At 69.9% G+C, this 25472-nt stretch carries 28 protein-coding genes; 15 read left to right on the top strand and 13 right to left on the bottom strand.

The window, feature by feature from the left end; translation table 11 throughout:
* Positions 1-110: 110 nt before the first annotated feature.
* The 3 genes from GXW71_RS18235 to GXW71_RS18245 form a co-directional block, all read right to left on the bottom strand.
* Positions 111-737 (bottom strand): glutathione S-transferase family protein, encoded by a 627-nt coding sequence (locus GXW71_RS18235; RefSeq protein WP_211853984.1) that lies wholly within the window; start codon positions 735-737, stop codon positions 111-113.
* A gap of 164 nt (positions 738-901) precedes the next feature.
* A complete protein-coding gene (cobS, locus tag GXW71_RS18240; protein ID WP_211853985.1) occupies positions 902-1909 on the bottom strand; it encodes a cobaltochelatase subunit CobS in 1008 nt (335 codons plus the stop codon).
* A 55-nt stretch (positions 1910-1964) separates the two neighbouring features.
* Positions 1965-2576 carry a J domain-containing protein gene (locus GXW71_RS18245; RefSeq protein ID WP_211853986.1) on the bottom strand — a complete coding sequence of 204 codons (612 nt, stop codon included), beginning with the start codon at positions 2574-2576 and terminating at the stop codon, positions 1965-1967.
* 89 nt (positions 2577-2665) lie between these two features.
* Here GXW71_RS18245 and GXW71_RS18250 point away from each other — a divergent pair, with 89 nt between their 5' ends.
* The gene (locus GXW71_RS18250; RefSeq protein ID WP_211853987.1) at positions 2666-2950 is read left to right on the top strand and encodes a BolA family protein; all 285 of its coding nucleotides are present in this window, start codon (positions 2666-2668) and stop codon (positions 2948-2950) included.
* A gap of 64 nt (positions 2951-3014) precedes the next feature.
* Here the strand turns inward: GXW71_RS18250 and GXW71_RS18255 are convergent, their stop codons facing one another.
* Complete coding sequence (locus GXW71_RS18255; RefSeq protein WP_211853988.1) at positions 3015-3227, bottom strand: hypothetical protein; 213 nt, start codon at positions 3225-3227, stop codon at positions 3015-3017.
* A gap of 280 nt (positions 3228-3507) precedes the next feature.
* On the opposite strand from GXW71_RS18255, the gene GXW71_RS18260 reads away from it, so the two are divergent.
* Both GXW71_RS18260 and GXW71_RS18265 read left to right on the top strand, forming a co-directional pair.
* Complete coding sequence (locus GXW71_RS18260) at positions 3508-3954, top strand: hypothetical protein (protein ID WP_211853989.1); 447 nt, start codon at positions 3508-3510, stop codon at positions 3952-3954.
* Positions 3955-4018: 64 nt separating this feature from the next.
* Positions 4019-4648: an aspartate/glutamate racemase family protein gene (locus tag GXW71_RS18265; protein WP_211853990.1), complete on the top strand. Its 630-nt coding sequence runs from the start codon at positions 4019-4021 to the stop codon at positions 4646-4648.
* A gap of 167 nt (positions 4649-4815) precedes the next feature.
* Here GXW71_RS18265 and GXW71_RS18270 read toward each other — a convergent pair whose 3' ends face one another.
* Positions 4816-5805: an aldo/keto reductase gene (locus GXW71_RS18270; RefSeq protein WP_211853991.1), complete on the bottom strand. Its 990-nt coding sequence runs from the start codon at positions 5803-5805 to the stop codon at positions 4816-4818.
* A gap of 114 nt (positions 5806-5919) precedes the next feature.
* Here GXW71_RS18270 and GXW71_RS18275 point away from each other — a divergent pair, with 114 nt between their 5' ends.
* The 3 genes from GXW71_RS18275 to GXW71_RS18285 all read left to right on the top strand — a co-directional run bounded on the left by GXW71_RS18275 (position 5920) and on the right by GXW71_RS18285 (position 8215).
* On the top strand, positions 5920-6879 hold the full coding sequence (locus GXW71_RS18275; protein ID WP_211853992.1) for a LysR substrate-binding domain-containing protein: 960 nt from the start codon (positions 5920-5922) through the stop codon (positions 6877-6879).
* A 271-nt stretch (positions 6880-7150) separates the two neighbouring features.
* Positions 7151-7834, top strand: a complete 684-nt coding sequence (locus tag GXW71_RS18280; RefSeq protein ID WP_211853993.1) for a hypothetical protein — start codon at positions 7151-7153, stop codon at positions 7832-7834.
* Between the two features lie 42 nt (positions 7835-7876).
* Positions 7877-8215 carry an NTF2 fold immunity protein gene (locus tag GXW71_RS18285; RefSeq protein ID WP_211853994.1) on the top strand — a complete coding sequence of 113 codons (339 nt, stop codon included), beginning with the start codon at positions 7877-7879 and terminating at the stop codon, positions 8213-8215.
* Positions 8216-8314: 99 nt separating this feature from the next.
* On the opposite strand, the gene GXW71_RS18290 is transcribed toward GXW71_RS18285, so the two are convergent.
* Positions 8315-9541, bottom strand: coding sequence for an MFS transporter (locus GXW71_RS18290; protein WP_211853995.1), 1227 nt, complete (start codon positions 9539-9541; stop codon positions 8315-8317).
* A gap of 195 nt (positions 9542-9736) precedes the next feature.
* Positions 9737-11884 (bottom strand): malate synthase G, encoded by a 2148-nt coding sequence (locus GXW71_RS18295; protein ID WP_211853996.1) that lies wholly within the window; start codon positions 11882-11884, stop codon positions 9737-9739.
* A gap of 143 nt (positions 11885-12027) precedes the next feature.
* Between GXW71_RS18295 and GXW71_RS18300 the strand changes: the two genes are divergently transcribed.
* From GXW71_RS18300 to GXW71_RS18310, 3 genes are all read left to right on the top strand, one after another.
* Complete coding sequence (locus GXW71_RS18300; protein ID WP_211853997.1) at positions 12028-12819, top strand: GntR family transcriptional regulator; 792 nt, start codon at positions 12028-12030, stop codon at positions 12817-12819.
* 64 nt (positions 12820-12883) lie between these two features.
* Complete coding sequence (locus tag GXW71_RS18305) at positions 12884-14464, top strand: gamma-glutamyltransferase (RefSeq protein ID WP_211853998.1); 1581 nt, start codon at positions 12884-12886, stop codon at positions 14462-14464.
* A gap of 8 nt (positions 14465-14472) precedes the next feature.
* Positions 14473-15006, top strand: a complete 534-nt coding sequence (locus tag GXW71_RS18310) for a nucleoside 2-deoxyribosyltransferase (RefSeq protein WP_211881717.1) — start codon at positions 14473-14475, stop codon at positions 15004-15006.
* Between the two features lie 99 nt (positions 15007-15105).
* Here the strand turns inward: GXW71_RS18310 and GXW71_RS18315 are convergent, their stop codons facing one another.
* Positions 15106-16065 carry a Bug family tripartite tricarboxylate transporter substrate binding protein gene (locus tag GXW71_RS18315; RefSeq protein WP_211854000.1) on the bottom strand — a complete coding sequence of 320 codons (960 nt, stop codon included), beginning with the start codon at positions 16063-16065 and terminating at the stop codon, positions 15106-15108.
* Positions 16066-16198: 133 nt separating this feature from the next.
* Here GXW71_RS18315 and GXW71_RS18320 point away from each other — a divergent pair, with 133 nt between their 5' ends.
* A complete protein-coding gene (locus tag GXW71_RS18320) occupies positions 16199-16372 on the top strand; it encodes a hypothetical protein (RefSeq protein WP_211854001.1) in 174 nt (57 codons plus the stop codon).
* A 188-nt stretch (positions 16373-16560) separates the two neighbouring features.
* Here GXW71_RS18320 and GXW71_RS18325 read toward each other — a convergent pair whose 3' ends face one another.
* On the bottom strand, positions 16561-17385 hold the full coding sequence (locus GXW71_RS18325; RefSeq protein ID WP_211854002.1) for a hypothetical protein: 825 nt from the start codon (positions 17383-17385) through the stop codon (positions 16561-16563).
* Positions 17386-17635: 250 nt separating this feature from the next.
* Positions 17636-19507 carry an ABC-F family ATP-binding cassette domain-containing protein gene (locus GXW71_RS18330; protein ID WP_211854003.1) on the bottom strand — a complete coding sequence of 624 codons (1872 nt, stop codon included), beginning with the start codon at positions 19505-19507 and terminating at the stop codon, positions 17636-17638.
* Positions 19508-19674: 167 nt separating this feature from the next.
* On the opposite strand from GXW71_RS18330, the gene ndk reads away from it, so the two are divergent.
* Positions 19675-20097 carry a nucleoside-diphosphate kinase gene (gene ndk / locus GXW71_RS18335; protein WP_211854004.1) on the top strand — a complete coding sequence of 141 codons (423 nt, stop codon included), beginning with the start codon at positions 19675-19677 and terminating at the stop codon, positions 20095-20097.
* Positions 20098-20174: 77 nt separating this feature from the next.
* Here the strand turns inward: ndk and GXW71_RS18340 are convergent, their stop codons facing one another.
* Genes GXW71_RS18340 through purM form a run of 3 tightly spaced genes read right to left on the bottom strand, consistent with a single transcriptional unit; the run spans position 20175 to position 22107 of the window.
* Positions 20175-20330, bottom strand: coding sequence for a hypothetical protein (locus GXW71_RS18340; protein WP_211854005.1), 156 nt, complete (start codon positions 20328-20330; stop codon positions 20175-20177).
* A gap of 53 nt (positions 20331-20383) precedes the next feature.
* A complete protein-coding gene (gene purN, locus GXW71_RS18345) occupies positions 20384-21049 on the bottom strand; it encodes a phosphoribosylglycinamide formyltransferase (RefSeq protein WP_211854006.1) in 666 nt (221 codons plus the stop codon).
* On the bottom strand, positions 21046-22107 hold the full coding sequence (gene purM, locus GXW71_RS18350) for a phosphoribosylformylglycinamidine cyclo-ligase (protein ID WP_211854007.1): 1062 nt from the start codon (positions 22105-22107) through the stop codon (positions 21046-21048). The genes purN and purM overlap by 4 nt, the downstream gene beginning before the upstream one ends.
* Before the next feature lie 52 nt (positions 22108-22159).
* Here purM and GXW71_RS18355 point away from each other — a divergent pair, with 52 nt between their 5' ends.
* Genes GXW71_RS18355 through GXW71_RS18370 form a run of 4 tightly spaced genes read left to right on the top strand, consistent with a single transcriptional unit; the run spans position 22160 to position 25389 of the window.
* Complete coding sequence (locus GXW71_RS18355; RefSeq protein WP_211854008.1) at positions 22160-22915, top strand: hypothetical protein; 756 nt, start codon at positions 22160-22162, stop codon at positions 22913-22915.
* Positions 22899-23498 (top strand): CDP-alcohol phosphatidyltransferase family protein, encoded by a 600-nt coding sequence (locus GXW71_RS18360; RefSeq protein WP_246526685.1) that lies wholly within the window; start codon positions 22899-22901, stop codon positions 23496-23498. The genes GXW71_RS18355 and GXW71_RS18360 overlap by 17 nt, the downstream gene beginning before the upstream one ends.
* Entirely contained in the window at positions 23495-24658 is a 1164-nt protein-coding gene (locus GXW71_RS18365) for an AI-2E family transporter (protein ID WP_246526686.1), read from the top strand. The genes GXW71_RS18360 and GXW71_RS18365 overlap by 4 nt, the downstream gene beginning before the upstream one ends.
* Positions 24658-25389, top strand: a complete 732-nt coding sequence (locus GXW71_RS18370) for a P-loop NTPase family protein (protein ID WP_211854010.1) — start codon at positions 24658-24660, stop codon at positions 25387-25389. The genes GXW71_RS18365 and GXW71_RS18370 overlap by 1 nt, the downstream gene beginning before the upstream one ends.
* The last annotated feature ends 83 nt before the right edge of the window (positions 25390-25472 follow it).

Raw genomic sequence — 25472 nt, forward strand, 5'->3', positions numbered from 1 at the left:
GCGCGGCCGCCCCGCCAACACCGCGCGCGATACCGCCAAGCCTCTCCACGGCCGGAGCATCCGCGAACGGGTCAGCAATAAGGCTCGGCGGTATCATGGGCGTGGTTCCGTCATGCATCCACCGCCCTGGCACGCGCCAGGGCAGGGCGGGCGTCGAGCGCCGCGAGGGTGCGGGCAGTCGCGGGGGCGGCCGTCGCCTTTCCCCATTGCACGGCCCATTGCAGCATGCCGCCGACCATGATGTCGGCGGCGGAGAAACGCTCCCCGAGCAGATAAGGGCCGGGCGTCAGCGCGGCCTCGATCCGTTCGAGGGCGGTCGCGAAAGACGGCCAGCCGATGGCGCGCGCCGGCGGTTCCTGCGCGCGGGGGAAGGCGAGGTCGGCGAAGGCCGGTTCCAGCACGGCAGCGCCGAAGCCGAGCCAGGTGGCATAGGCCGCGCGCTCCGGCGTGCCCGGTGGCGGCGCCAGCCCAGCCTCGGGCAGCACGTCCGCGACATAGGCGCAGATGGCGACGCTTTCCGTCACCACCGCGTCCCAGGTGCCGTCCGGGCCGCGATCGACCAGCGCCGGCAGCTTCCCGAAAGGGTTCACCGCCAGGAACTCAGGCCGCTTGTGCGTCGCCTGGTCCAGGTCATGCCGCGCCAAGGCGTAGGGCGCCCCCGCTTCCTCCAGCAACCAGAGGATGCGCGCGGAGCGCGATCTCGGCGCGTGGTGCAGCAGGAAGCGCGGCGCGGTCACTCAGAGCCTGTTTCGGAATGGGGTGGTGGTGAGCGGGCGAGGCATTTTTCGTCCCTGTCGTGTCGGGTGACGCAGCCAATGCTGGTTGCATCGGCGAGGAAGCCGGCGCGGCAGGGGCGGAAAAGGACCGCCGGATCGCCGCCGCGCCATTCCGAAACGGGCTCTTACCCGGCCTTCTTCAGCATGCTGCCCGAGGGCAGCTCCTCGTTGAAGCAGCGCTGGTAGTATTCGGCCACCGTCTGCCGCTCCGCCTCATCGCACTTGTTCAGGAAGGACAGGCGGAAGGCGAAGCCGATATCGCCGAAGATCTTGGCATTGTCCGCCCAGGTGATGACGGTGCGCGGCGACATGACGGTGCTGATGTCGCCGGCGATGAAGCCGGCGCGGGTCAGGTCGGCCAGTGCCACCATCGCCTCGATCTGCTTCTTCATCTTGGCGTCGCCCTCGGCGCCGAGCTTGGCCAGCACGATCTCCGTCTCCTGCGCGTGCGGCAGGTAGTTCAGGGTGGCGACAATGTTCCAGCGGTCCATCTGGCCCTGATTGATCTGCTGGGTGCCGTGATAGAGGCCGGTGGTGTCGCCGAGCCCGACCGTATTGGCGGTCGAGAACAGGCGGAACTGCGGGTGCGGGCGGATGACGCGGTTCTGGTCGAGCAAGGTCAGCTTGCCCTCGACCTCCAGTACGCGCTGGATCACGAACATCACGTCCGGGCGGCCGGCGTCATACTCGTCGAACACCAGGGCGCAGGGATGCTGGAGCGCCCAGGGCAGGATGCCCTCACGGAACTCGGTGATCTGCTTGCCGTCCTTCAGGACGATCGCGTCCTTGCCGATCAGGTCGATGCGGCTGATGTGGCTGTCGAGGTTGACGCGGATGCAGGGCCAGTTGAGGCGCGCCGCGACCTGCTCGATATGGGTCGACTTGCCGGTGCCGTGATAGCCTTGGATCATCACGCGGCGGTTGAAGGCGAAGCCGGCGAGAATCGCGAGCGTCGTCTCCTTGTCGAAGCGGTAGGTGGTGTCGAACTCCGGCACATGCTCGGTGCGCGTCGAAAAGGCGGGCACGTCGAGATCGATGTCGACGCCGAAGACCTCGCGCGCATTCACGGTGATGTCCGGGACATCGATCGCCGAGGTGGGACGGATTTCTGCGAGGTTCGCAACCTTGGTCATTGTCGTCCGGTGCTCTTGTTCGAATGATGATCCTAGGGCGGGATTCCGCGTCCGGCTACCCGGCGGCTGGCGCCGGCGAAGCCTCCATCGCGGCACTCCGCGGCATCAGGCGCTTCCGCAGCAGGCTATAGGCACGGTTGATGTCCTTCAGCCGTTCCTCCGCATCCCGGTTGCCGCCATTGGCGTCCGGGTGGAAGCGCTTGGCCAGCTCCTTGTAGCGGGCGCGCAGCGTCGGCTGGTCGAGCGGCCAGGTCAGGTCGAGTACGTCCAGCGCAGCGCGCAGCTCGGGCGGCGTCTCGTCCCGTGCCGGGCGGCGGGGCGCCTGCCCGGCCCCCTCGCGGAACAGCCCGAGCGGATCGCGCAGCAGCGACGGGTCGATCGGGCGGGCGGAGCCGAGGCGGCCAAGCGGCCAGGTCGGGCGCTGCCAGCCGGCATCGGCCCGTATATGCCCCTCGATCTCGTTCGGACCAAGACCCTTGTAGTAGTCCCAGGCCGCATTGTAGGCGCGCACATGCGCCAGGCAGAACCAGCGGTACTCGCGAAGATGCCGGCGATCGACGGGCGCGCGATACTCACCGGGCTCGGGACAATCCGGCTGGTCGCAGGGACGCGGCGGGGTCTCGGGCTCGGCCGTGAAGCTCCGCGTTCGCTCTCCGCGTCTGGCCATGGACCGGTTATGGGCGTGCCGCCGCAGCTCCGCAAGCGGCTGGAGGATGCTGGACAGCCATGCGTGCCCTTGCCAGATGTGGGGGTGACATGAGCACCCGTGCCGAGCGAATCGAAGATGCCCTGCGCGCCGCCTATCCGGGCGCCGCGATCCGCGTCGTGGACGACAGCGATCGCCATGCCGGCCATGCCGGCGCGCGGCCGGGCGGCGAGACGCATTATAACGTCCTGGTGGTGGCGGAGGGTTTCGCGGGCCTGACCCGCGTCGCACGGTCGCGCGCCGTGCATGCGCTGCTGGCCACGGAATTCGCGGGTGGCCTGCATGCCTTGTCGCTGACCTTGCGCACCCCGGAGGAAACGGCCCGGGCCGGCTGACGCCCCGGTCAGGGCTTCAGAACAAGGACGAAAAAGGAAAGGGGCGCTTGCGCGCCCCGGACCGTCACACCCTGAGGTCGAGCAACGACCCGCGTGGCAGGTTCTGTGCCGGGGGCGGGGGCACCGCCTGCAGCGGCCGCTGCGCCGGGTCGACCGGGCGCGCCGTCTGCGCACCATAGGTCGAGGAGGAGTCCCGAACGCCCTGCACACCACCCTGGATGCCGGCGTTGCGCGAGACCTCCGTGGTGAAGGCCGCGAGGCTGTTGAGGCTGATCATGTCGAGGATCATGAGCCCCAAGGGTGAAGAATTCGTCAACGCGCCGCCCCGGCGCCGTGTCGTGTGGCGCGGCAGCGAACGGGGTGGGGGCACCGGACGAATGCGCATGGCGACAGCATCGGGCAATTGGTTGTTAACACTCTAGCAACCATTGCGTGCAGCTTGTCCGGCCTTATTGCCCGGTATTCCCGCTGGCCCCGGCAGCCAAATCCCGCGACCGGGCGTTTCCCGCCGGCCCCGGCTTGCTCTATGGATGGGGCAACCCGGACGGAGGCACCGAATGAAGCGGTTCTGGCAGATGGCGATTCTGGCCCTGCCCCTGTTGGCGACCGGCGCCGATGCGCAGCAGGCCGGCGGCCCGCCGCATGCCTGGCTTTTTGGCTCCTGGACCGGCGGCACCAACCTGGCGAGCGACACCGGGCCCGCCTGTTTCGGGCAGCCGACGGTGATCTTCACCCGCGATGTCGTGATGCGGGCCGCGGTGCTCGATGTCGGCTATCGCCAGCGCGCGATCGAAACGGTCGCCGGGCGGGCGAACGGGGTCGAGATCCGGCTGGTCCCGGCGGCGCCGACCGGCGCGATCGCCGCCCGGCTGCCGCCCGATATCGGCTTCGGCTGCAGCGGCAACCCGAATCTGCTGGTCGTGGAGCGGCGCGGCGACAACGAGATCACCTTCCCCGGCTGCAACGACTTCCCGCTGACCCTCAAGCGCTGCGGGGTGCCGTGACCCCGCCCGATGATCGGAGCGCCGAAGGGCGCGGAGATCTGAATCGGGCGGGCAAGGGCAAGTCATGCGGATCGCCCTGATCCACGCGCTGCGCCACTCGCCGCCGGCGATCGAGGCCGCCTTCGCGCGGCTCTGGCCAGAGCCGACCCTGATGAACCTGCTGGACGACAGCCTCTCGGCCGACCTGGCGCGGGACGGGGCGCTGACATCAGCGATGTTCGACCGTTTCCTGGCGCTGTCCCGCTATGCGGTCGGAACCGGCACGGACGGCATCCTCTTTACCTGCTCCGCCTTTGGGCCCTGCATCGACGCCGTGGCGCGCGAGTTCCCGAAGATCCCGGTGCTGAAGCCGAACGAAGCCATGATCGAGGAGGCCGAGGGCGCCGGGCGCCGCATCGGCCTGCTCGCGACCTTCGCCGGCACGCTCAGGACCATGCCGGAGGAGTTCCCGGCCGGCACGACGGTGGTGACCAAGCTTGCGGAAGGCGCGCTCGCCGCGCTCGATGCCGGCGACGTCGCGGCGCATGACCGGCTGGCGGCCGAGGCTGCCAGGGACCTCGCGGATTGCGACGCCATCGCCCTCGGTCAGTTCAGCCTCGCCCGCGCCGCCCCGCAGGTGGAGCAGGCCACCGGGAAACGGGTTTTGACGACACCGGACAGCGCAGTATTGAAGCTGAAGAGTCTTTTGAGTTAGGCCTCAGACGCCGGCGCCGGCATCCGCCGGCTTGGCTTGCGCGCCGTCAGGTCGCATTGACGACATCGGTCGGTCGCGCGCGGGGCCGCGTTCGCGGCCCCGGGGTATCGCTTCGCTCACCCCGCAGGAACGGGGGGCGGCCTGCGGCCGCGTTCGTGGGGCGGATTTCAGCCCTTCTCGCTGTCGAGATGGGCCATCTGGGCGGCGGCGTAGCGCTCGCCGGCGGCCGAACCCTTTGGCACCGCCGCTTCGATCGCCGCGATATCGGCCGGTGCAAGCGCCGCCTCGAAAGCGCCGAGCGTCTCCGCGAGCTGGTCGCGCCGCCGGGCGCCTGCCAGGGTCACGATGTCCTGCCCTTGCGCCGCGACCCAGGCGAGGGCCGCCTGTGCGACCGTCAGGCCGCGCGCCTTGGCGACCGCGGCCAGCGCCTCCACCAGCGCCAGGTTGCGCGCCAGGTTCTCGCCCTGGAAGCGCGGGCTGTGGGCGCGGAAATCACCGGCGCCGGCCGGCCTGTAGTGGCCGCTGAGCAAGCCCCGCGACAAGGCGCCATAGGCGGTGATGCCGATGCCGAGCGCGCGGCAGGTCGGCAGGACCGCATCCTCGATGCCGCGCGAGATCAGGGAATATTCGATCTGCAGGTCGGTGATCGGGTGCACGGCGGCGGCGCGGCGGAGCGTTTCCGACCCCACTTCTGACAGGCCGATATGGCGGATCATGCCGGCCTTCACCATCTCGGCCATCGCGCCCACCGTCTCCTCGATCGGCACCGCCGGATCGAGCCGGGCCGGGCGGTAGATGTCAATGTGATCGACGCCGAGCCGCACCAGCGAATAGGCCAGGGCGGTCTTCATCGCCGCCGGCCGCGCGTCGAAGCCGATCCAGCCGCCGGCTGGGTCGCGCTGCGCGCCGAACTTCACGCTGATCACCACCCGGTCGCGCGGGCGGCCCTTCAGCGCCTCCGCGATCAGGAGCTCATTGTGGCCCATGCCGTAGAAATCGCCGGTGTCGAGCAGGGTAACCCCCGCCTCCAGCGCCGCATGGATGGTGGCGATGCTCTCGGCGCGTTCGGCGGCGCCATACATCCCCGACATGCCCATGCAGCCGAGGCCGAGGGCGGATACCTGCGGGCCGGTGCGGCCCAGCTTGCGCTGCTGCATCTGTCTCTCCTGCCGCCGCCATGCGGCGCCTTGTTGCGGTGCGCCCTATCTGCGCCCGACCAGGCTGTGCGATAATCCGCTCATCACGGAACGCCCTGTTCGGATTGGCGCACAATGCCGGAGCCTGACCTCGCCGACCTCCAGGCCTTCGCCGCTGTAGCGGCAGCGCGCAGCTTCCGCGGTGCGGCCTATCGCCGCGGCCTCTCCGCTTCGGCGCTCAGCGAGGCGGTGCGGCGGCTGGAGGCGCGGCTCGGCCTGCGCCTCCTGAACCGCACCACCCGCAGCGTGACGCCGACCGAGGCCGGCCAGCGCCTGCTCGACCGCCTGGCGCCGGCGCTCCGCGAGGTGACGGAGGCGCTGGATGCCGTGAACAGCCTGCGCGACAGCCCGACCGGCACGCTGCGGCTGAACGTGCCGGGCATCGTGGCCCGCGTCGTGCTGCCGCCGATCATCGGCCCCTTCCTCCGCCGCCACCCCGGCATCGCAGTCGAGATCCAGGCCGAGGACAGTTTCATCGACGTGCTCGCCGAGGGCTTCGACGCCGGCGTCCGCTACGACGAGCGGCTGGAGCGGGACATGATCGCCGTGCCGATCGGCCCCCGCACGCAGCGCTTCGTCGCCGCGGCCGCCCCGGCCTACCTCGCCGCGCGCGGCCTGCCCGAGCACCCGAACGACCTGCTGGCGCATGACTGCATCCGCCACCGCTTCCACGGCGGCGCCATGGCCATCTGGGAATTCGAGCGCGAAGGCGAGACCGTGAAGATCAGCCCCGAGGGCCGGCTGACCAGCAACGCCCCCGACCTGCAGATCGCGGCCGCCACACAAGGGCTCGGCATCATCGCCAGCTTCGAGGAATTCCTCGCTCCCGCCCTCGCCGCCGGCGCCCTGGTCCCCGTCCTGGAACCCTGGTGGCAACGCTTTTCCGGCCCCTTCCTCTACTTCCCGAGCCGCCGCCACATGCCAGGCCCGCTCCGCGCCTTCGTGGATTTCCTGCGGGATGGTTCTACCGTAGCGACGCCGCTGGTGGGTTCCGACCGGGGAGGGGACATTCCTCGGCTCTCTTTGTCCACCTGAGGAGGGGGCGACTGGGAAGGGCACCGAGCAGGTCGATCCAGGGGCGCTTGTTTTCGCGCTACCCGTACTCCGCAGCGCGAGAATGGCGAATGTTGCCAGTGCACGCATTCGGATGTTATTGAATTCAGAAATTAATTTGCAATATATTCGGCACATCGCAGGAAATTTATCGACATACTCTTGGATATTTCAGAAAAGAATATCTTTGTTTCTGGATCGCGGCGGCCGAGTTGTGGGATCCACTCAGCCATTCCGGAATGAGGCATCACGAATGATTCTGACAACCGGCATAGCTGAGATCAGCCGGATGTTCCGGCAGCGATTCCTGCCCGGCACCACCGTCCACGTGCTGCCGGGCAATTCGGATCGCATCGCGCAGGCGGCAAGAATGGCGGGGATGAATATTGCGTTCCGGGCCGCCTCGCTCTGGCCGTTCCCCGATCTGATTGATGGTCTCTCCCGCAGGGGTACCCCAGGTGTCGAGCTTGTAGGGCGCGACGAAATCGCCCAGCACAACGCCGTCCGCGACTTTCTCGTTACCGGCATCCGGTCTGCGCCCGGCGGGGCAGCGATCATCGAGGTCCCGCTTCGGGCAACGATGAGCGCGTTGCGCGCGGATGCAGATATCGTCGCGCGCAGCCCGCGTCTTCCCGGCGCGGCGGGGCAGGTCTTCTTCGAAGTCAAGACGGGCAGATTTTCGGAGATCCGGCCCAATCAAGGCTATGTATACTCGCTCGCTTTGATCGGCCAGCACGTGAGGAGTGAACATCCCGGTCTGCAGACGGTCGGCCTCGTGCCGGGTGCGCCATTGCCGCCGATGGACTTCATCCTGGCCCATACCGATCCGCGCGATCGGGACATAAGGTTCGCACTCATTCTTGCATCGCAGGTGGCGCGCGAACAGTCGCTGGCGCAAATCATGGCGCATGTCGAGGCGGTGCGGTCGGCTCCTTAGGATATTCCCGCGTTGCGAAGCACCGGGCTTGGAGGATCAACCATGGCGCTGTTCCCGAACCTCAGCGGAGCCAGCCAGTGGGAAGCCTGGATGGGCACCAACTTCCAACTGCTCGACACGCCGGAGAAGGCGATCGATTTCGCGGAGACCGTCGTGCGCGTGGCTTATGGTCCTGAGCAGGTGGCGCAGGAGCGCCCGTTCGTTGCTGAGGATCTGGGTGACAAATGGAGAGTGCACGGCGAGAACCGGGGTTTGCATGCGCTACCGTTCTTCGCGGTGTCGTCGATTGTCACACTGGTCAAGAAGACCGGTGTCATCGTCGATTTTCAGCTCTCTATGCCTTTGGGCCCGGGCCTCCAAAGGCGACTGAGAAATGAGTAATCTGATGTGACCGTCGGCTCCCGGGGGCTCCTAAAGGGTGTCAACCGCACGGCTTTAAGTGAAGGGGGCCGGGGAATGTCTCCACTCCCCGCGGCACCACTACTCCGCGGGAACCGCGAGGGGCCGCGGCGTGGGGTCGCGCACGGGCAGGTGGATCAGGGCGGCGAAGGCGGAGGCCAGGATGCCGATGATCCACATCTGGTCGTAGCTGCCGGTGCGGTCGAAGACGAGGCCGCCGACCCAGGCGCCGGCGAAGCCGCCCACCTGGTGGCCGAGGAAGACCAGGCCGAAGATCGTCGCCAGCCAGCGGGTGCCGAAGTTGCGCGCCACCAGCGCCACGGTCGGCGGCACGGTGGAGAGCCAGAGCAGGCCCATCAGGGCGCTGAAGACCAGCACGGTGGCCGTGGTCTTCTCGGCGAAGAAGAAAGCGGTCATCAGCACGCCGCGCGTGGCGTAGATCGCGACCAGCAGCTCCCGCCGCCGCCATTTCTGCGACAGCTCGCCCGAGATCAGGGACCCTGCGACGTTGAACAGCCCGATCAGGCTGATGGCGCCGGCGCCCACGTAGAGCGGCAGGCCGCAGAGATGCACGAAGCCCGGCAGGTGCACGGTCAGGAAGCTGACATGCAGGCCGCAGACGAAGAAGCCGAAGAACAGGCACCAGAAGGTGCCGGAGCGCATGGCGCGGGACAGCGCGTGGCTGGCGGTCTCGTTGTCGGCGACGCCGACTTTGGAGGCGGCCGGGGCGTCGGTGAGCGGCAGCGCGAGGGGGATCATGACCAGCGTCAGCCCGGCCAGGAAGAGCAGCGCGCCCTGCCAGCCGAGCAGGCCGATCGCCTGCGCCGCGATCGGCACCACCAGGAACTGCCCGAAGCTGCTGCCGGCGGTGCCGAGCCCGACCGCGCGGCCGCGCAGGTTCTCGGGCAGCAGGCGGGTGAGGGAAGCGATGACCACCGGCATCCCGGCCGCCGAGACGGCGATCCCCATGCCGAGCCCGGCGAAGAGGGTGAAGAGCGCCAGATTGTCGGTCAGCGCCATGCCGAGCGTCGCGAGGCCATAGAGCACCGCGCCGCCCATGATCACCGCGCGGCCGCCAATGCGGTCGGCGATCTGCCCGCAGACCGGCTGCGCGACGCCGTTGACCAGCACCTGGAGCGCGAGCGCGAAGGCGTAGTCGGAGCGGCCCCAGGCATGCGCCTCGGTCATCGGTGCGAGGAACAGGCCGAAGCTCTGGCGTATGCCCATCGCGAGCGCCGCCGCCAGGACGGCGCAGCCGATGAGCAGGCCAGCGGGGACAGCGAGGCTACGGGTGGAGGTGCCGCTCATATCCGACTCCCGGACTTGGAGACCGAGAGTGTCATCCGGGGCGGCCGCCCACCATGGCGCCCGGCGCAGGTCTCCCCGCGCCGGCCATGCGTCAGGCGCGGAGCGCCTTGGCCCCGGTCAGGCGCGAAGCGCCTTGGCCCCGGTCAGGCGCGAAGCGCCTTGGCCCCGGTCAGGCGCGAAGCGCCTTGGCCCCGGTCAGGCGCGAAGCGCCTTGGCCTCCCGACGCCGCGCCGTCAGCACGAACTCGGTATAGCCGTTGGGCTGCTCGCGGCCCTTCAGCACCAGGTCGCAGGCGGCCTTGAAGGCAGGGCCATCGAAGCCCGGGGCCATCGGGGTGTAGAGCGGGTCGCCGGCGTTCTGGCGGTCGACCACGGCGGCCATGCGCTTCATCGTCTCCATCACCTGCGCCTCGGTGCAGATGCCGTGGCGCAGCCAGTTGGCGATGTGCTGGCTGCTGATGCGCAAGGTCGCGCGGTCCTCCATCAGCCCGACATCGTTGATATCAGGCACCTTGGAGCAGCCGACGCCCTGGTCGATCCAGCGCACGACATAACCGAGGATGCCCTGGGCGTTGTTGTCGAGCTCCGCCTGCACGTCGGGCGCCGCCCAGTTGGTGTTCTCCGCGAGCGGCAGGGTCAGGATGTCGGAGAGCTTGGCCCGCTTGCCGCCCTTCTGCAGCGCGTCCTGCACCGCCGCGACATCGACCTGGTGGTAGTGGAGCGCGTGCAGCGTGGCGGCGGTGGGGGAGGGCACCCAGGCGGTGTTGGCGCCGGCCTTCGGATGGCCGACCTTCTGCTCGAGCATCGCCTTCATCGCATCGGGTGCCGCCCACATGCCCTTGCCGATCTGGGCGCGGCCGCGCAGGCCGCAGATCAGGCCGGTGTCGACGTTCGACTCTTCATAGGCCTTGATCCATGCGGTGCCGCGGATGTCGTTCTTGCGGATCACCGCGCCGGCTTCCATGCAGGTGTGGATCTCGTCGCCGGTGCGGTCGAGGAAGCCGGTGTTGATGAACACCACGCGGTCCTTCGCCGCCTGGATGCAGGCCTTGAGGTTGACCGTCGTGCGGCGCTCCTCGTCCATGATGCCCATCTTGAGCGTCGCGCGCGGCAGGCCGAGCGCATCTTCGACGCGGGCGAAGAGCTGGTCCGCCCAGGCCACTTCCTCCGGCCCATGCATCTTCGGCTTCACGATATAGACGCTGCCGGCGCGCGAGTTCAGCCGCTTGCCCCGGATGTCATGCAGCGCGATCGCTGAGGTGATCAGCGCGTCCAGGATCGTCTCCGGCACCTCGGCACCGTCGAGCGTCGCCGCGTCGGTCATCATGTGGTGGCCGACATTGCGCACCAGCATCAGCGACCGGCCATGCAGCGTCAGCCCGCCGCCGCTCGGGCGATGATAGATGCGGTCGGGGTTGAGGCGGCGGGTGATGGTCTTGCCCCCCTTCTCCAGCTCCGCTGTCAGATCGCCCTTCATCAGGCCGAGCCAGGCGCGGTAGACCGCGACCTTGTCCTCGGCATCCACGGCGGCGACGGAATCCTCGCAGTCCATGATGGTAGTGATCGCCGATTCCAGGATCACGTCGGCGATGCCTGCCGCATCCGTCCTGCCGATCGGATGGTCGCGGTCGAACCGGATCTCGAGATGCAGCCCGTTGTTGACGAAGAGCAGCGAGGCGGGCGCATGCGTCTCCCCGGTGTAACCGACGCATTGGCCGGAGCGGGCGAGGCCCGTCGCGCTGCCATCCTTCAGCGAGACGGAGAGCGCGCCCCCCTCCAGCCGGTAGCCTGTCGCTTCCGCGTGGCTGCCCTTGGCGAGCGGCACGGCGCCGTCCAGCACCGCGCGTGCGCGGGCGATCACCAGCGCACCACGCGCCGCATCGAAGCCGCGGGCGGTGGAAGGCGGCGCCAGCGCATCGGTGCCGTAGAGCGCGTCGTAGAGGCTGCCCCAGCGCGCATTCGCGGCATTCAGCGCGTAGCGCGGGTTGGAGACGGGCACGACGAGCTGCGGTCCGGCGATGGACGCGATCTCCGGATCCACATCGGTGGTGCCGACGTGGAAATCCGCGGGCTCCGGCAGCAGGTAGCCGATGCGCTCCAGCATCGCCTTGTATGCGGCGGCATCGACGGGGCGCGCCGGATGGGCGCGGTGCCAGGCATCGATTTCACCCTGCAGCGCATCACGCTTGCCGAGCAAAGCGGCATTCGCTGGCGCTAGGTCGCGCAGGATGGCCTCCATGGCGGGCCAGAAACGCGCCGGCTCGACGCCCGTTCCTGGCAGGGCCTCGGTCTCGATGAAGGCGCGCAGGCTCGGCGCGACTGTGAGGCCCTTGCTGACGGCCATGGCTTGTTCTCCCAGGCTGACGATGTCCTGTTCCCTTATGCGCATTCGCCGGGCAAGCAAAGGGTGGGTCGGGTGAGAATGGTTGACCCGGTGGGCAACTGACATAGACTCGCAGTCGAACGGGATCGACGAGACGTAACCTGATGTCGCGCACGCCTACGGCCGGCATCCAGCCGGAAAGAGCTGTCCAGGCGGATGCGTCGCTATCATTGCGGAAGCCGTCGCGCACCCTCGTCGATCAGGCCGCCGATTCCATCGTCGCGGCCGCGGCGCGTGGCGCCTTCCTGCCCGGCGACCGGCTGGTGGAGGCCGAGATCGCGCGGGATCTCGGCATCAGCCGCGTGCCGGTGCGCGAGGCGCTGCGGCTCCTGGAAAGCCAGGGCATCGTTGTATCCACGCCTTACAAGGGCGTGCGGCTGATGGCGGTGACCAACGATGCGGCCGGCGGGTTTGCGCGCATGCGGATCGCGCTGGAGGCGCTGGCGGTGCGCGAATGCGTGGAACGCGGGCCGGCCGCCGGCATCGTGGGCATGCGCGCCGCCAACGGCGCGCTGCGCATCGCGGCCCGGCGCCGGGACCGCTCCTCGCTGATCATGGCCGACCATGATTTTCATGCGGCGCTGTTCCAGTCCTCCGGCAATCCGGCGCTGATCAATGTCTGGCGCGGCCTGTCCGGCCAGATGGCCGTGCTCTGGGGGCTGGTGTATGGCAACGTGGTGCCCACGGCGATCCTGATCGAGGAGCATCAGGCGGTGCTGGAGGCGATCGAGCGCCGCGACGCGGATCGGGCGGCGGCGGCGGTGGCCTCGCATCTCGAGCGCCTGCCGGGCATCGACTACGAATCGGCGCTGCAGGCCCGGCTGGCGGAGCGATCGCCGGAAGCGCGCCGGCCGGAGCAGGTGCTGAGGCCGCAACGCGCGACCCGGCGGCGCTAGCCACCCTTGCTCCTTCGGTCGGTTGGGCGGAGCATGGCGGGAGTTTCGGAACGGACGTCCTGCCATGACCCTCGCCTTCACCCCCGCGCCGCATACCACTCAGCACTGGCAGGTCACGAAGCCGGCGGCGCGCGGGGCGCGGGGCATGGTCGCATCCCAGGCGCGCGGCGCGGCCGAGGCCGGCGTCGCGATCCTCGAAGCCGGCGGCAACGCCGCCGATGCGGCGGTCGCCACCGCTTTTTCCCTGGCGGCGCTGGAGCCCTGGAACAGCGGCCTCGGCGGCATCGGCTTCGCCCAGGTCATGGCCCCGGGCGGCCAGGCGGAGACGCTGGATTTCGGCCCGGTCTCGCCGCGCGGCCTGAAGCCTTCAGCCTATCCGATGACCGGCACCATGAAGCTCGACCTTTTCCCCTGGCCGGAGGTGAAGGGCGACGTCAACGTCCATGGCCCGCTGAGCTTCGTGATCCCTTCGGCCGTCGCCGGCTATGCCGCGCTCCATAAGCGCTTCGGCAAGCTGCCGATCGCCGATGTGCTGGCGCCGGCCGTCGCCTATGCGAAGCGTGGCCTGGCGCAGGACTGGTTCACCACGCTGAAGGTCGCGAGTTCGGCCTCCGTGTTGCGGCTCTATCCGGAGAGTGCGCGGATCTACCTGCCGAACGGGTTGCCGCCGGTCGGGCCCTATCAAGGCAGCCCGGGTTTCTTCCGGCTCGGCAACCTGGCGCAGACGCTGGAGCGGCTGCAGCAGGCGGGGCTCGAGGATTTCTACAAGGGCGACGTCGCTGCCAGCATCGCCGCCGACGTCGCGGACATGGAGGGCTTCGTCGGCCTCGATGACCTCCGCGATTGCGCGGCGCGATTCCTGCCGGCGCTGGAGGCGGACTGGCGCGGCCGCCGCCTGTTCCTGGCGAACGGCCTGACCGCGGCGCCGACCTTGAAGCGGGTACTGTCCGGGATGCGCGACGCCGATTTCGGCGGCGGCGCGCCGTCGACCGCCTGGTATGCGCAACTCGCGCGCGAACTCCGCGCCGCCTATGCGGAGCGGCTGGCCGGCCTTGGCGATGCGGAGCCGCAGGCGGCGGAGAGCTGCACCACGCATCTGACGGTCGTCGACCGCGACGGCATGATGATCGCGATGACGACGACGCTGCTCTCCTCAATGGGCAGCCGCGTGGTGCTGCCGCGCTCGGGCGTGCTGATGAACAACGGCGTCATGTGGTTCGATCCGCGGCCGGAGGCGGCGAATGCCATCGCGCCATCCAAGCGCCCGCTCTGCAACATGTGCCCGGTGATCGTCGCGGAAGGCGACAAGCCGGTCATCGCCGGCGGTGCCTCCGGCGGCCGGCGCATCATGGCCTCGGTCTTCCAGATGCTCGCCTTCACCGCCGATTTCGGCATGGACCCGGAAGCCGCCGCGCATCACCCGCGCCTCGACGTGAGCGGGCCGGAGGGCGTGACCGCCGACCGCCGCCTGTCGGCCGAAACGCTGGCGGCGCTCGCCGCGGATGCCCAAGTCACGGAGGTGGAGCATGCCACCATGCCCGTGAACTTCGCCTGCCCGAACCTGATCCGGGTGCTGCCGGACGGCACGCGCGTCGGCATCTCCGACGCCATGTCGCCGTGGAGCGCCGCACTCGCCGAAGCATGACGGCGCGCATGATCCGCGCCTACCTCGCCGGGCCCGACGTCTTCCTGCCGGATGCCGCCGCGCATGCGGCGCGGAAGCTCGCGATCTGCGCCCGCCACGGCATCGAGGGGCTGTCACCGCTGAACGAGGACATCGCGACGCTCGCCGCGATGCCGGAGGCGGAGGCCTGGCGCGCCATCTTCGCCAAGGATCTCGCGATGATGGGGGCGGCCGACATCATCATCGCCAACCTGACGCCGTTCCGCGGCGCCTCGGCCGATGCCGGCACGCTGATCGAGCTCGGCTGGTTCCTCGGCCGCAGCAAGCCGGCCTTCGGCTATTCGAACAGCGCACAGCCCTTTGCCGCCCGCAGCGCCGCGCAGATCGCGGCGATCCCGGATCCGATGCCGGGCCTGACCGTGGGCGGTTTTGGACTGCCCGACAATCTGATGATCGCGGGCGCTGTCAGCGCCTTCGTGACGCCGCCGGATGGCCGCGACCGCGCTTTCGATTCGCTCGAGATTTTCGAGGCCTGCGTGGTGCGGGCTGCGGATCGCCTCTAGAGCACGATGCGTTCGCTTCCGCTCACGCACCATGCTCTAGCACTTTGTTTGATCGCGTGATTCAGACTTTTCAGCGATTCCGCCTCAAGCCATCACGCTCTAGTCGTCGATCCTGACGCCGGTCAGCGCGACCATCTCGTTCCAGCGTGCCACCTCCGCACGCTGGAAGGCGGCGAATTCGGCGGGCGGCAGGGCGGAGACGGTGAAGCCCGCCATTGCCAGCCGCTGCGCGATCGCGGCTTCGCCGAGCGCGCCAAGCGCCGCCGCGGCGAAGCGCGCCACCGCGGCCTCGGGCGTGCCACGCGGGGCGAAGAGGCCGAACCAGGCATCGACCGCCATGAAGGGGACATTCGCTTCCACTGCGGTCGGCACCTGCGGGAAGTCGGGCAGCCGCGCTGGCGCGCCGATCTCGAGCGCACGCAGGCGTCCGTCCTGGACCAGCGGCGCGACGGAGGGGAAGGTCGCGACATAGAAATCGACGACGCCCGCAACCGTGTCGGTCGCTGCCGGCGCGGCGCCGCGATAGGGCACATGCGTCGCATCCATGCCGGATTGCCGCACGAAGGTTTCGGCGATCACGTGGCTTGCGGACCCGGCCTGCGACGATGCGTAGGACAGCTTGCCGCCGTCGCGCCCCGCCGCGATCAGCCCCGCGATGTCGCGCGCCCGGTGGTTCGCCGGCACCACAAGGGCATGGTGGACGGTCGCGAGCTTGGCGACCGGCACGAAGCTGTCGATCACGTGGTACGGCAGGCGGGCCATCATCGCCTGGTTGCTGGCATGGGTCTGGTTGTGCCCGAGCACGAAGGTCAGCCCGTCCGGCGCCGCCCGCGCCGCCGCTTCGGTGCCGATCACGCCGCCGGCGCCGGCGCGGTTGTCCACGACCACCGGCTGGCCGAGCACCGGCGCCGCACGCTCCGCGATGGCTCGGGCCAGGATGTCGGTCGGGCCGCCCGGTGGCGCGGGGACGATGATGCGTATGGGGCGTCCATCCTGCGCCCGAGCGCGGCCCGCGATCAGACCGGCACCGGAACCAAGAATCAGGCGGCGAGTGAACATCGGATGCATTCCTCCACCGCCGCTCTCGCAATCCGGCGCCTGCCGGTCAAGTGCGTGCGAGGAAGGACGACTTCCGGTTGCGGACCTACAACCAATTCGGGCTAGGATGGACTTTCCGCAGTGGAGAACGGCAATGCCCGAGCCGATTATCCCGAAGGACAGCGAAGCCACCATAGAACGCCCGCCCGAGGCGCCGCGGCCCCCGGTCGAGCCCTGGACCGGCCGGGCGCTTTGGCCGACCTTCATGCGGCGCACCCTGCCGGCGGACTTGCTGAACGACCCGAAGCTGACCGACCGGATGCAATAGCGAAGCAGATCGCCGAAGGGCGGCATCGCCCGAAGGCGTGAATCTGTTCGCAAAACATACGGGCGAAGCAGGTCGCCGAAGGGCGGCATCGCCCGAAGGCGCGAATCTGTTCGCAAAACATGCGGGCGAAGCAGATCGCCGGAGGGCGGAATCGCCCGAAGGCGTGAATCTGTTCGCGGGTCTGCTGCTCAGCCCAGCTCCAGCCGCAGCCCGATCGCCTCCGCCTTGGACCGGCTGATGCACCAGAGATTGCCTGGCGAGCTGCGATCCCAGGCGATGCCCTGGCCTTCGCCCGGCATCGGCACGGTCTCGACCAGCTCCAGCACCGAACCGGCCCGCGGCAGCCGCAGCCGGTAGACCTCCGTATGGTCGTGGCCGGTGCACCAGAGCAGCCCGTCCGGGCCCCAGGACCCGCCCGAGACGCTCATCGGCTCGGCCCGCCGCAGCACCGCCTGCGGGAAGACCCAGGCCTGCTCCTGCCGGAAGCGGTCGTCGAGCTTCACGAGCGTGGTCCACCAGGTATGGCCATAGGGCCGCTGGCTCGCGCCGAAGACGCGGCTGTAATTCGCGAAGACTGCCCACCAGGCATCCGCGTGCCGGTCGAGCCAGGTCAGGCTGCCCAACTGGATGCCGAAGCTATGGGTACCGACATGGGACAGGTCGCTGGTGTCGAAGATCTCGATGGAACTCGTCATCGGCTCCTGCGGGTAGTTGGAATGCGCGCCGTAGAGCCGGCCGTCCAGGCAGATCCCGCCATCGAGATGGATCACCGGCCCGTCGCGCGGCCCTTCCCAGCGCGCGACCTCCCGCCCGGTGGCCTTGTCCAGCTTGGCGATGCCGCGGTCGGTCACCGGGTAGACGAAGCCCTGGTCCACCGCGATGCCCTGACGTGCGAAGGGGGAGGGGAAGCGGGCGATCTCGATGAAGCGATGGCGCGGCGTCGCCGGCGCCTGGGCGCTGGCGGATCCTGCGAGCGCGAGCCCGCCGAGGGCCAACAGGGTGCGGCGTTGCATGGGGTTCCTCTCCCGAACGCGGCTTGCATGCCGCTGAGGGAAGGAAAGCCCACCGGCGCCCGCCTGGCGACCCCGCATCCCCACCCGCGGCCGCAGGCCGCCACCGGAAGGGCCGGGCTGCGAGGCGTGAGCCGATGCAGACCGAGGCCGCGAATGCGGCCCGCGCGCGACCGACCGCTGTCGACGATGCTGCCCTGACAGCGCGCAAGCCAAGCACGCGGATGCGTGCGCCGGCGCTTGAGGCCGAATATCAAACCACTTCCAGCTTCTCGCTCAGCTCCAGCCACTCCGCTTCCAGCAGCGCCGTCTGATGCGTGATCGCGGCGCGGCGGGTATTGGCCCAGGCGATGTCCTTCGGCTTGAACCGCGCATAGGTCTCGGTATCGCCGAGCTTCGCCTCGATCAGCGCCGCTTCCTTGCCCAGCTTGTCGAGTGTGGCCTCGATCTCCTTCAGCCGCTGCCGCAGCGGCGCCTGGCTGGCGCGGCTGTCGGCGCGGTCCCGTCGCTGCCCGGCACGGCCCGCGCCTTCCTCGCGCGACCCCGATCCTGACGCCGCCCGCGCCCGCTCCCCAAGCAGCGCCCGGTATTCGTCGAGGTCGCCTTCGAATTGCGTCACCGTGCCATCGGCGACCAGCCACAGCCGATCGGCGATCAGCTCCACCAGATGCGGGTCGTGGGTGATCAGCAGCACCGCGCCGGCGAATTCCGCCAGCGCCTTGGTCAGCGCTTCGCGTGCATCGATGTCGAGGTGGTTGGTCGGCTCGTCCAGGATCAGCAACTGCGGCGCGTCCCGCGTCGCCAGCGCCAGCAGCAGCCGTGCCTTCTCGCCGCCCGAGCAGGAGCCCACGGTGGTCGTCGCCCGGTCCTGGTCCAGCCCGAACCGCGCGAGCTGCGCCCGGCACTGGGTCTCGCTCGCCTTCGGCAGCGCCGCCTGCATGTGGCTGAGCGGCGTGCCCGAGAGGTCGAGTGCCTCGGTCTGGTGCTGCGCGAAATAGCCGACCCGCAGGCGGTTGGAGCGGTGGATCTCGCCCGCGATCGGCTCCATCCGCCCCGCCAGAAGTTTGGCGAGCGTGGACTTGCCGTTGCCGTTCGAGCCCAGCAGCGCGATGCGGTCGTCCTGGTCGACGCGCAGGTTGAGCCCGCTCAGCACCGCGCGGCCGTCATAGCCGGCCGAGGCGCGGGTGAGCTGCAGGATCGGCGGCGCCAGGGTTTCCGGCTCCGGGAAGGCGAAGCGGGTGACCGTGTCCTCGACCACCGCCTCGATCGGCGGCATGCGTTCCAGTGCCTTCAGCCGGCTCTGCGCCTGGCGGGCCTTGGTGGCCTTGGCGCGGAAGCGGTCGACGAAGCCCTGGATGCGGGCCCGCTCGGCGGTCAGCCGCGCATTGGCGGCGACCGTCTGCGCCAGGCGCTCCGCCCGTACCCGCACGAAGCGCTCGAAGCCGCCGGTGTAGAGGGTGATCTTGCGCTGATCGAGATGGGCGATGGAATCCACCGCCCGATCGAGGAGGCCGCGATCATGCGAGACCAGGATCACCGCGCCCGGGAAGCGTGCCAGCCAGCCTTCGAGCCAGAGCGCGGCTTCGAGGTCGAGGTGGTTGGTCGGCTCGTCGAGCAGCAGCAGGTCGGGCTCCAGGAACAGCGCCTGGGCGAGTGCCACGCGCATGCGCCAGCCGCCGGAGAATTCCGAGATCGGACGCGCCTGCGCCGCCGCGTCGAAGCCGAGCCCGGCCAGGATGGCCCCGGCGCGGGCCGGGGCGCTGTCCGCGCGGATCGCGATCAGCCGCTCATGCACCTCCGCGAGCCTGGCGCCGTCGGCGCTCTCACTCTCCGCCAGCAGGCTGGCGCGTTCAGTGTCGGCGCCGAGCACCACCTCCGCGATGCTCTGCGGCCCCGCCGGCGCTTCCTGCGCCACATGGCCCATGCGGGCGCGGGAGGAGAGGCGGATCTCGCCGCCATCGGGCTGGATCTCGTTGGTGATGGCCTTGAGCAGGGTCGATTTGCCGGCGCCGTTCTTGCCGACCAGGCCGATCTTGTGCCCGTCATCGACCTGCAACGACGCGCCGTCGAGCAGCACCCGGCCGGCGATGCGGATCGTGATGTCACGGAGGGTGAGGACAGTCATGCGGCGCTATCTAGGGCAGGGAGGCGCATCTGTCATTTGGCGGGGATCCAGCGGACCGGGGCGGCCGGTTTCCGCGGGCCGGCCGGGCGGGAAAGCGCCACATCGGGGTTGCGCTGCGCCCGCTTCCCGCCTATGCGCCCGGCCAGCCAGCACCAGGAAGCACGATCATGGCCACCGAGCGCACCTTCAGCATCATCAAGCCGGACGCGACCCGCCGGAACCTCACGGGCAAGATCAACGCGGTCTTCGAGGCGAATGGCCTGGCCATCGTCGCGCAGAAGCGCATCCAGATGACCCGGGCCCAGGCCGAGGAATTCTACGGCGTCCACCGCGCCCGCCCCTTCTTCAACGACCTGGTGGGCTTCATGATCTCCGGCCCGGTCGTGGTGCAGGTGCTGGAAGGCGAGAACGCGGTGGCGAAGAACCGCGAGCTGATGGGCGCCACCAACCCGGCCAATGCCGCCGAGGGCACCATCCGCAAGCTCTTCGCCGAGAGCATCGAGGCGAACAGCGTCCACGGCTCCGACAGCGCCGAGAATGCGGCGATCGAGATCGCCTATTTCTTCGCCGGCTCCGAGATCGTCGGCTGACACTTCGTTCGGGGGCCATCAGGCCATGAAAAAGCCCTCCGCGCATGGCGCGGAGGGCTTTTTCACAGGCGCTATGCTCAGCCCCAGATCAGGTAGATCAGCACCAGCAGCACGATGACGGCGCCGATGCCCCATTGCGAGGCCTTGGTGAAGGAAGCCCACATGCGGGCGCGGTCGGCCGCGATCGCCGCATTGTCCGTCGTGCCACCCCACTCGAATGTCGGATCGGCCATCGCTGCCCCCAAAGCCTTGCTGGTTCGTCGCTGGCGGTTCTAGGGAAGCCCGTTCAGCCGGGCAAGGGGTTCGCGAGCGCGCCGGATGCGTCCGGCACCGCGATGCGCGCGACATCGCCCTCCAGCCTGACCCGCCCGGCCGCCAGCCAGGCGAGTGCGGCCGGAAACAGCCGGTGCTCCTGCTCCAGCACCCGCGCGGCCAGCGCCGCCTCGGTATCGCCGGCCAGCACCGGCACCGCAGCCTGGGCCAGGATCGGGCCCTCATCCACCCCGGCGCTGACCAGGTGCACCGTGCAGCCATGCAGGCGCACCCCGGCGGCGAGCGCACGGGCATGGGTATCGAGCCCCGGGAAGGCCGGCAGCAGGGCAGGATGGATGTTGAGCATCCGCCCTTCCCATTGGCGGACGAACCATGGCGTCAGGACGCGCAGGAAACCGGCGAGTGCGACCAGTGCGATGTCGTGCCTGATGATCTCGGCCTGCATCGCACGCTCGAAGCCCTCGCGGTCACCCTTGAAGCTGCGGCTTTCGACTGTTGCGGTCGGGATGCCGGCCTCGGCGGCGCGGGCGAGCCCGGCGGCGTCGGCACGGTTCGACAGCACCAGCGCGATCTCCGCCGGGTAGCCCGGCGCGCGGGCTGCCTCGATCAGCGCCGCCATGTTCGAACCGCGGCCGGAGATCAGGACCGCGGTGCGGACGCGCCCGGCTGGTGTGTTCATCCGCGCGGCCAGCCCGCCGGCAGGTTGTCGATGCGGATCGAGGCCGGGCCGGACGCCGCGTCCAGGCGGCCGATGACGGACACCGTCTCGCCGGCCGCCGCCAGCATCGCGGCCGCCTCCTCCGCCTTTTCCGGGGCCACCACGCAGACCATGCCGATGCCGCAGTTGAAAACCCGCAGCATCTCCTCCGGCGCGACGTTGCCCATGCGGGCCAACCAGGCGAAGACCGGCGGCACCGTCCAGGCCTTCGCGTCCAGCACCGCCTGCACGCCTTCCGGCAGCACCCGCGGCAGGTTGCCCGGGAGGCCACCGCCGGTGATATGCGCGGCCGCCTTGAGCAGGCCCGCGCGGTGCAGCGCCAGCAGCGGCTTCACATAGATGCGCGTCGGCGCCAGCAGCGCCTGGCCGACGCTCTGCCCCGCGGCGAAGGGCGCCGGATCGCCGAAGCCGGCGTTGCCGGCCGCCAGGATGCGCCGCACCAGGGAGAAGCCATTGGAATGCACGCCGCTGCTGGCGAGGCCGAGCAGCATGTCGCCCGGCGCGACGCCCGCCGGCAGCAGCGCGCCGCGCTCCGCGGCACCCACCGAAAAGCCCGCCAGATCATAATCCTCGGCGGCATACATGCCCGGCATCTCCGCGGTCTCGCCGCCCACCAGGGCGCAACCGGCCTGGGTGCAGCCTTCCGCAATGCCCGCGATCACGTCGCGCGCCTGCTCGACGCGCAGCTTGCCGGTGGCGAAATAATCCAGGAAGAACAGCGGCTCGGCGCCCTGCACCACCAGGTCGTTCACGCACATGGCGACCAGGTCGATGCCAACAGCGGTGTGGATCCCGGCCTCGATCGCGACGCGCAGCTTGGTGCCGACCCCATCGGTCGAGGAGACCAGCACCGGATCGGTGAAGCCCGCGGCCTTCAGGTCGAACAGTGCGCCGAAGCCACCAAGGCCGCCCATCACACCGGTGCGGCCGGTCGCTTTTGCCAATGGCTTGATCGCCTCGACCAGCGCATCCCCGGCGTCGATATCGACGCCGGCGTCGCGGTAGGTGAGACTGGTCATGACGGGCTCCGATACGCTATGGGCTGAGGCCCGAGAGAGGGGAGACGCAGCGATGCGGGGCTTGGCCCAGCGCAACAGGTCCTGGTTCACCCCCGGATCGGGCGCAAACCACCATGGCGCGCGGCGCAGCGCAATCCCGATCCTATTGGCCCTGATGCTCGGCCTGAGCGGGGCGGCGCGGGCCCAGGATGCGCCGGTGGAGTATTCCCAGCGCGGCGTTCCCGCCGAAGCCAGCGCCGAGAACGGCGTGATCGCCCGCGACCGCGCCCTGGCCTCGGCGCGCCGCATTGCCTGGGACCGGCTGGCCGGCGCGCTCGGCGGCGGCGCCCGGTCCATCTCCGACGGCGCGCTCGAGGGGATGGTCGAATCGATCGTCATCGAGCAGGAGCGCACGGCGCCCACCCGCTACACTGGTCGCGTGACCGTGAACTTCAGCCGGTCCCGCGTGCAGGCGGCACTCGGCACGGCCGATCCCGGCGCCGCCGGTGGCGGTACGGCCGGCGGCGCGACCGCCGGCCTCAATACGCCCGCCGTGGCTTCCGTGATCGCGGTCGCGCGCTATGGCGGCATGTCGGAATGGCTGGAACTGCGCCGGCGCCTGGCGACCGCGCCGCAGATCGCGCGCATCGACGTGGTGGCGATCGCGACCGATCGTGCCCGGCTCCGTCTGTCGCTGCGCGCCCCCGCCCCGGCGGCGGCGGAGCAACTGGCGCAGTCCGGCATCATCCTTGCTCCCCAAATCGGCGGGCCGCAGGTCGGGGCGTCGGCCGCCGATGCCTGGCGCGTGGGCCTTGCCGGCCGCTCCTGATCGCGATGCTGCGCCGGAGGCCCAGCAGGGCGCCCTGCAGGGCGGCGTCTTCACGCTGCCCAACATCATCACCCTGGCCCGGCTCTGCGCCGTGCCCACGGCCGTGTGGCTGATCCTGCAGCATCGCCTCGACATCGCCTTCCTGGTCTTCGTGGGCGCCGGCATCTCGGACGCGATCGACGGCTGGCTGGCGCGGGTGCGCAACGCGCGCTCGGTGCTCGGCGCGATCCTCGATCCGGTGGCGGACAAGACCCTGCTGGTCTCGGTCTATGTCACGCTGGCGGCGATCGGCGCGCTGCCGGACTGGCTGGCGATCCTGGTGGTGTTCCGGGACGTGCTGATCGTCGGCGGCTACCTCGTGCTCTGGCTCGCCGGGCTCAGGGTCCATATCCGCCCGCTGCTGGTCAGCAAGATCAACACGGCGACGCAGATCACCCTGGCGGCGCTGGCCCTCGGGCTGCTGGGCTTCGGGCTTTCGGCGCCGGGGCTGCTCGACGCCATGGTCTGGCTGGTGGCGACGACGACGCTCGGCTCTGGCGCCGCCTATGTCGTCGCGGCGGCACGGCAGGGGACAGCGCCATGACGCTGCCCGCCGTGCGGCCGCCATCGCCTGCCGCGCCGCCACCACCCGGGCGCGGCAGCTTCCCGCCGCCATCCGCCCCGCGCACTGCGACGCGCAACCAGCGCCTGGCGCTGATCCTGGGCTTCCTCGGCGGCCTCGTCTTCGCGCTCTGGCTGTTCCAATCGATCCTGACGCCTTTCGTGCTGGCCGCCGTCATCGCCTATTTCCTCGATCCGCCGACCTCGCACCTGGCACGCCTCGGCGTGCCGCGCGGGCTGGCCGCGGGGCTGCTCATCCTGCTGTTCGCGACCGTCGTGCTGCTGGCGCTGCTGCTGCTCTATCCGCTGCTGATCGCGCAGATCGGCGTGCTGGTGAACCAGTTGCCCACCTATGTCGCCGGGATCGGCACCGCGCTCCGCGACGTGCTGACATCCATCGAGCAGGCGCTCGGGCCGGAGCTGGTGGATGGCCGCCTCCGGGAACTCGCGGTCGGGCAGGCGGCCGCCTTCCTCTCCTATCTCGGCGGCTCCGCGACCCGGCTGATCGGCGGCGGCTTCGCGGTGTTCAGCATCTTCATGCTGGCGATCGTCACGCCGATCGTCGCCTTCTACATGCTGCGCGACTGGCCCGGCATGATGGCGCGGATCGAGAGCTGGCTGCCGCGTCGGTCGAGCGCCACCCTGCGCGCACTCGGGCGCGACATGGACCGCGTGCTCTCGGCCTGGCTGCGCGGGCAGCTCATCTGCTGCGCCATCCTGGCGCTGATCTATGGCGTCGGCCTGCAGCTCGTCGGGCTGGAGCTCGGGCTGACCGTCGGGCTGCTCAGCGGCGTGCTCTCCTTCATCCCCTATGTCGGCTCGCTCACCGGCTTCATGGCGGCGGTGCTGCTGGCGATCGGGCAGTTCGGCCATTGGAACGGCGTGCTCTGGGTGGTCAGCGTCTTCGTCGTGGGCCAGATCGTGGAAGGCTACATCATCTATCCGCGCCTGCTCGGCGATCGGGTGGAACTGCATGCGGTCTGGGTGATCTTCGCGCTTTTCGCCGGCGGCGTCGCCTTCGGCTTCGTCGGCGTGCTGCTGGCGGTGCCGATCGCGGCGGCGATCGGCGTGGTCGCGCGCTACTGGCTCAGGCGCTACCTGGAGAGCCCGCTCTACCTCGATCCGCCGAGGACGGGACTCTGATGGGCGCGCGCCAACTCGCGCTGGCGCTGCCGGTGCCGGTGTCCCGCCATCGCGCCGACCTGATCGAGGATTCCTCGAACGCCGAGGCGCTCGCCTGGCTCGACCGTCCCGGCGACTGGCCGCTCGGGCGCTTCGCCATTCACGGGCCGGCGGGCGTCGGCAAGTCGCACATGCTGGCGGCGGTGGCCGATGCCTGGGGCTGGGCGATGCTGGACGCGACGGCTTTACGTGGCATGCCGGAACTGCCTGGTGCCGGCGTGGTGCTGGACGATGCCGATTGCGTGGCCGAAGAAGCGGCGCTGTTCCACCTCATCAACCTCTGCGCCGAGCGCGGCGCCGGCCTGCTGATGGCCGGGCGCCAGGCGCCCGCGCGTTGGCCGGTCGCCCTGCCGGACCTGAAGTCCCGATTGCGCGCCACCGCCGCCGCCGGGATCGGCCCGCCTTCCGATGCGCTGCTCGGGGCGCTATTGGCAAAGCTCTTCGCCGACCGGCAGCTCCGCGTGGCGCCCGACCTGCAAGCCTGGCTGCTCACCCGCCTGCCGCGGGAAGCGGCAGCGCTGGCCGAGGCCGTGGCACGGCTCGACCGCGCGGCGCTGGCCGCACGGGTGCCGGTGACGCGGGTGCTGGCGCGCGCCGTGCTCGGGGACTGGGACGGTTTCAGAGGCGCTGCAAATGACGGTTTCGAGGCATCCGCTTCCGGTGCCTCGCCTGCCCTCCCGGCCCTGCTGTAGTGTCCGGCCAACTGGACGGCTCCGCTTCGCGTTACCGTTCCAGCCTTCTATTTGGCGAGCATCTTCACCCATTCGCGTGATTC

Origin of the sequence: Plastoroseomonas hellenica (genome assembly GCF_018129085.1) — a bacterium.
GTDB classification, from domain to species: Bacteria; Pseudomonadota; Alphaproteobacteria; order Acetobacterales; family Acetobacteraceae; genus Plastoroseomonas; species Plastoroseomonas hellenica.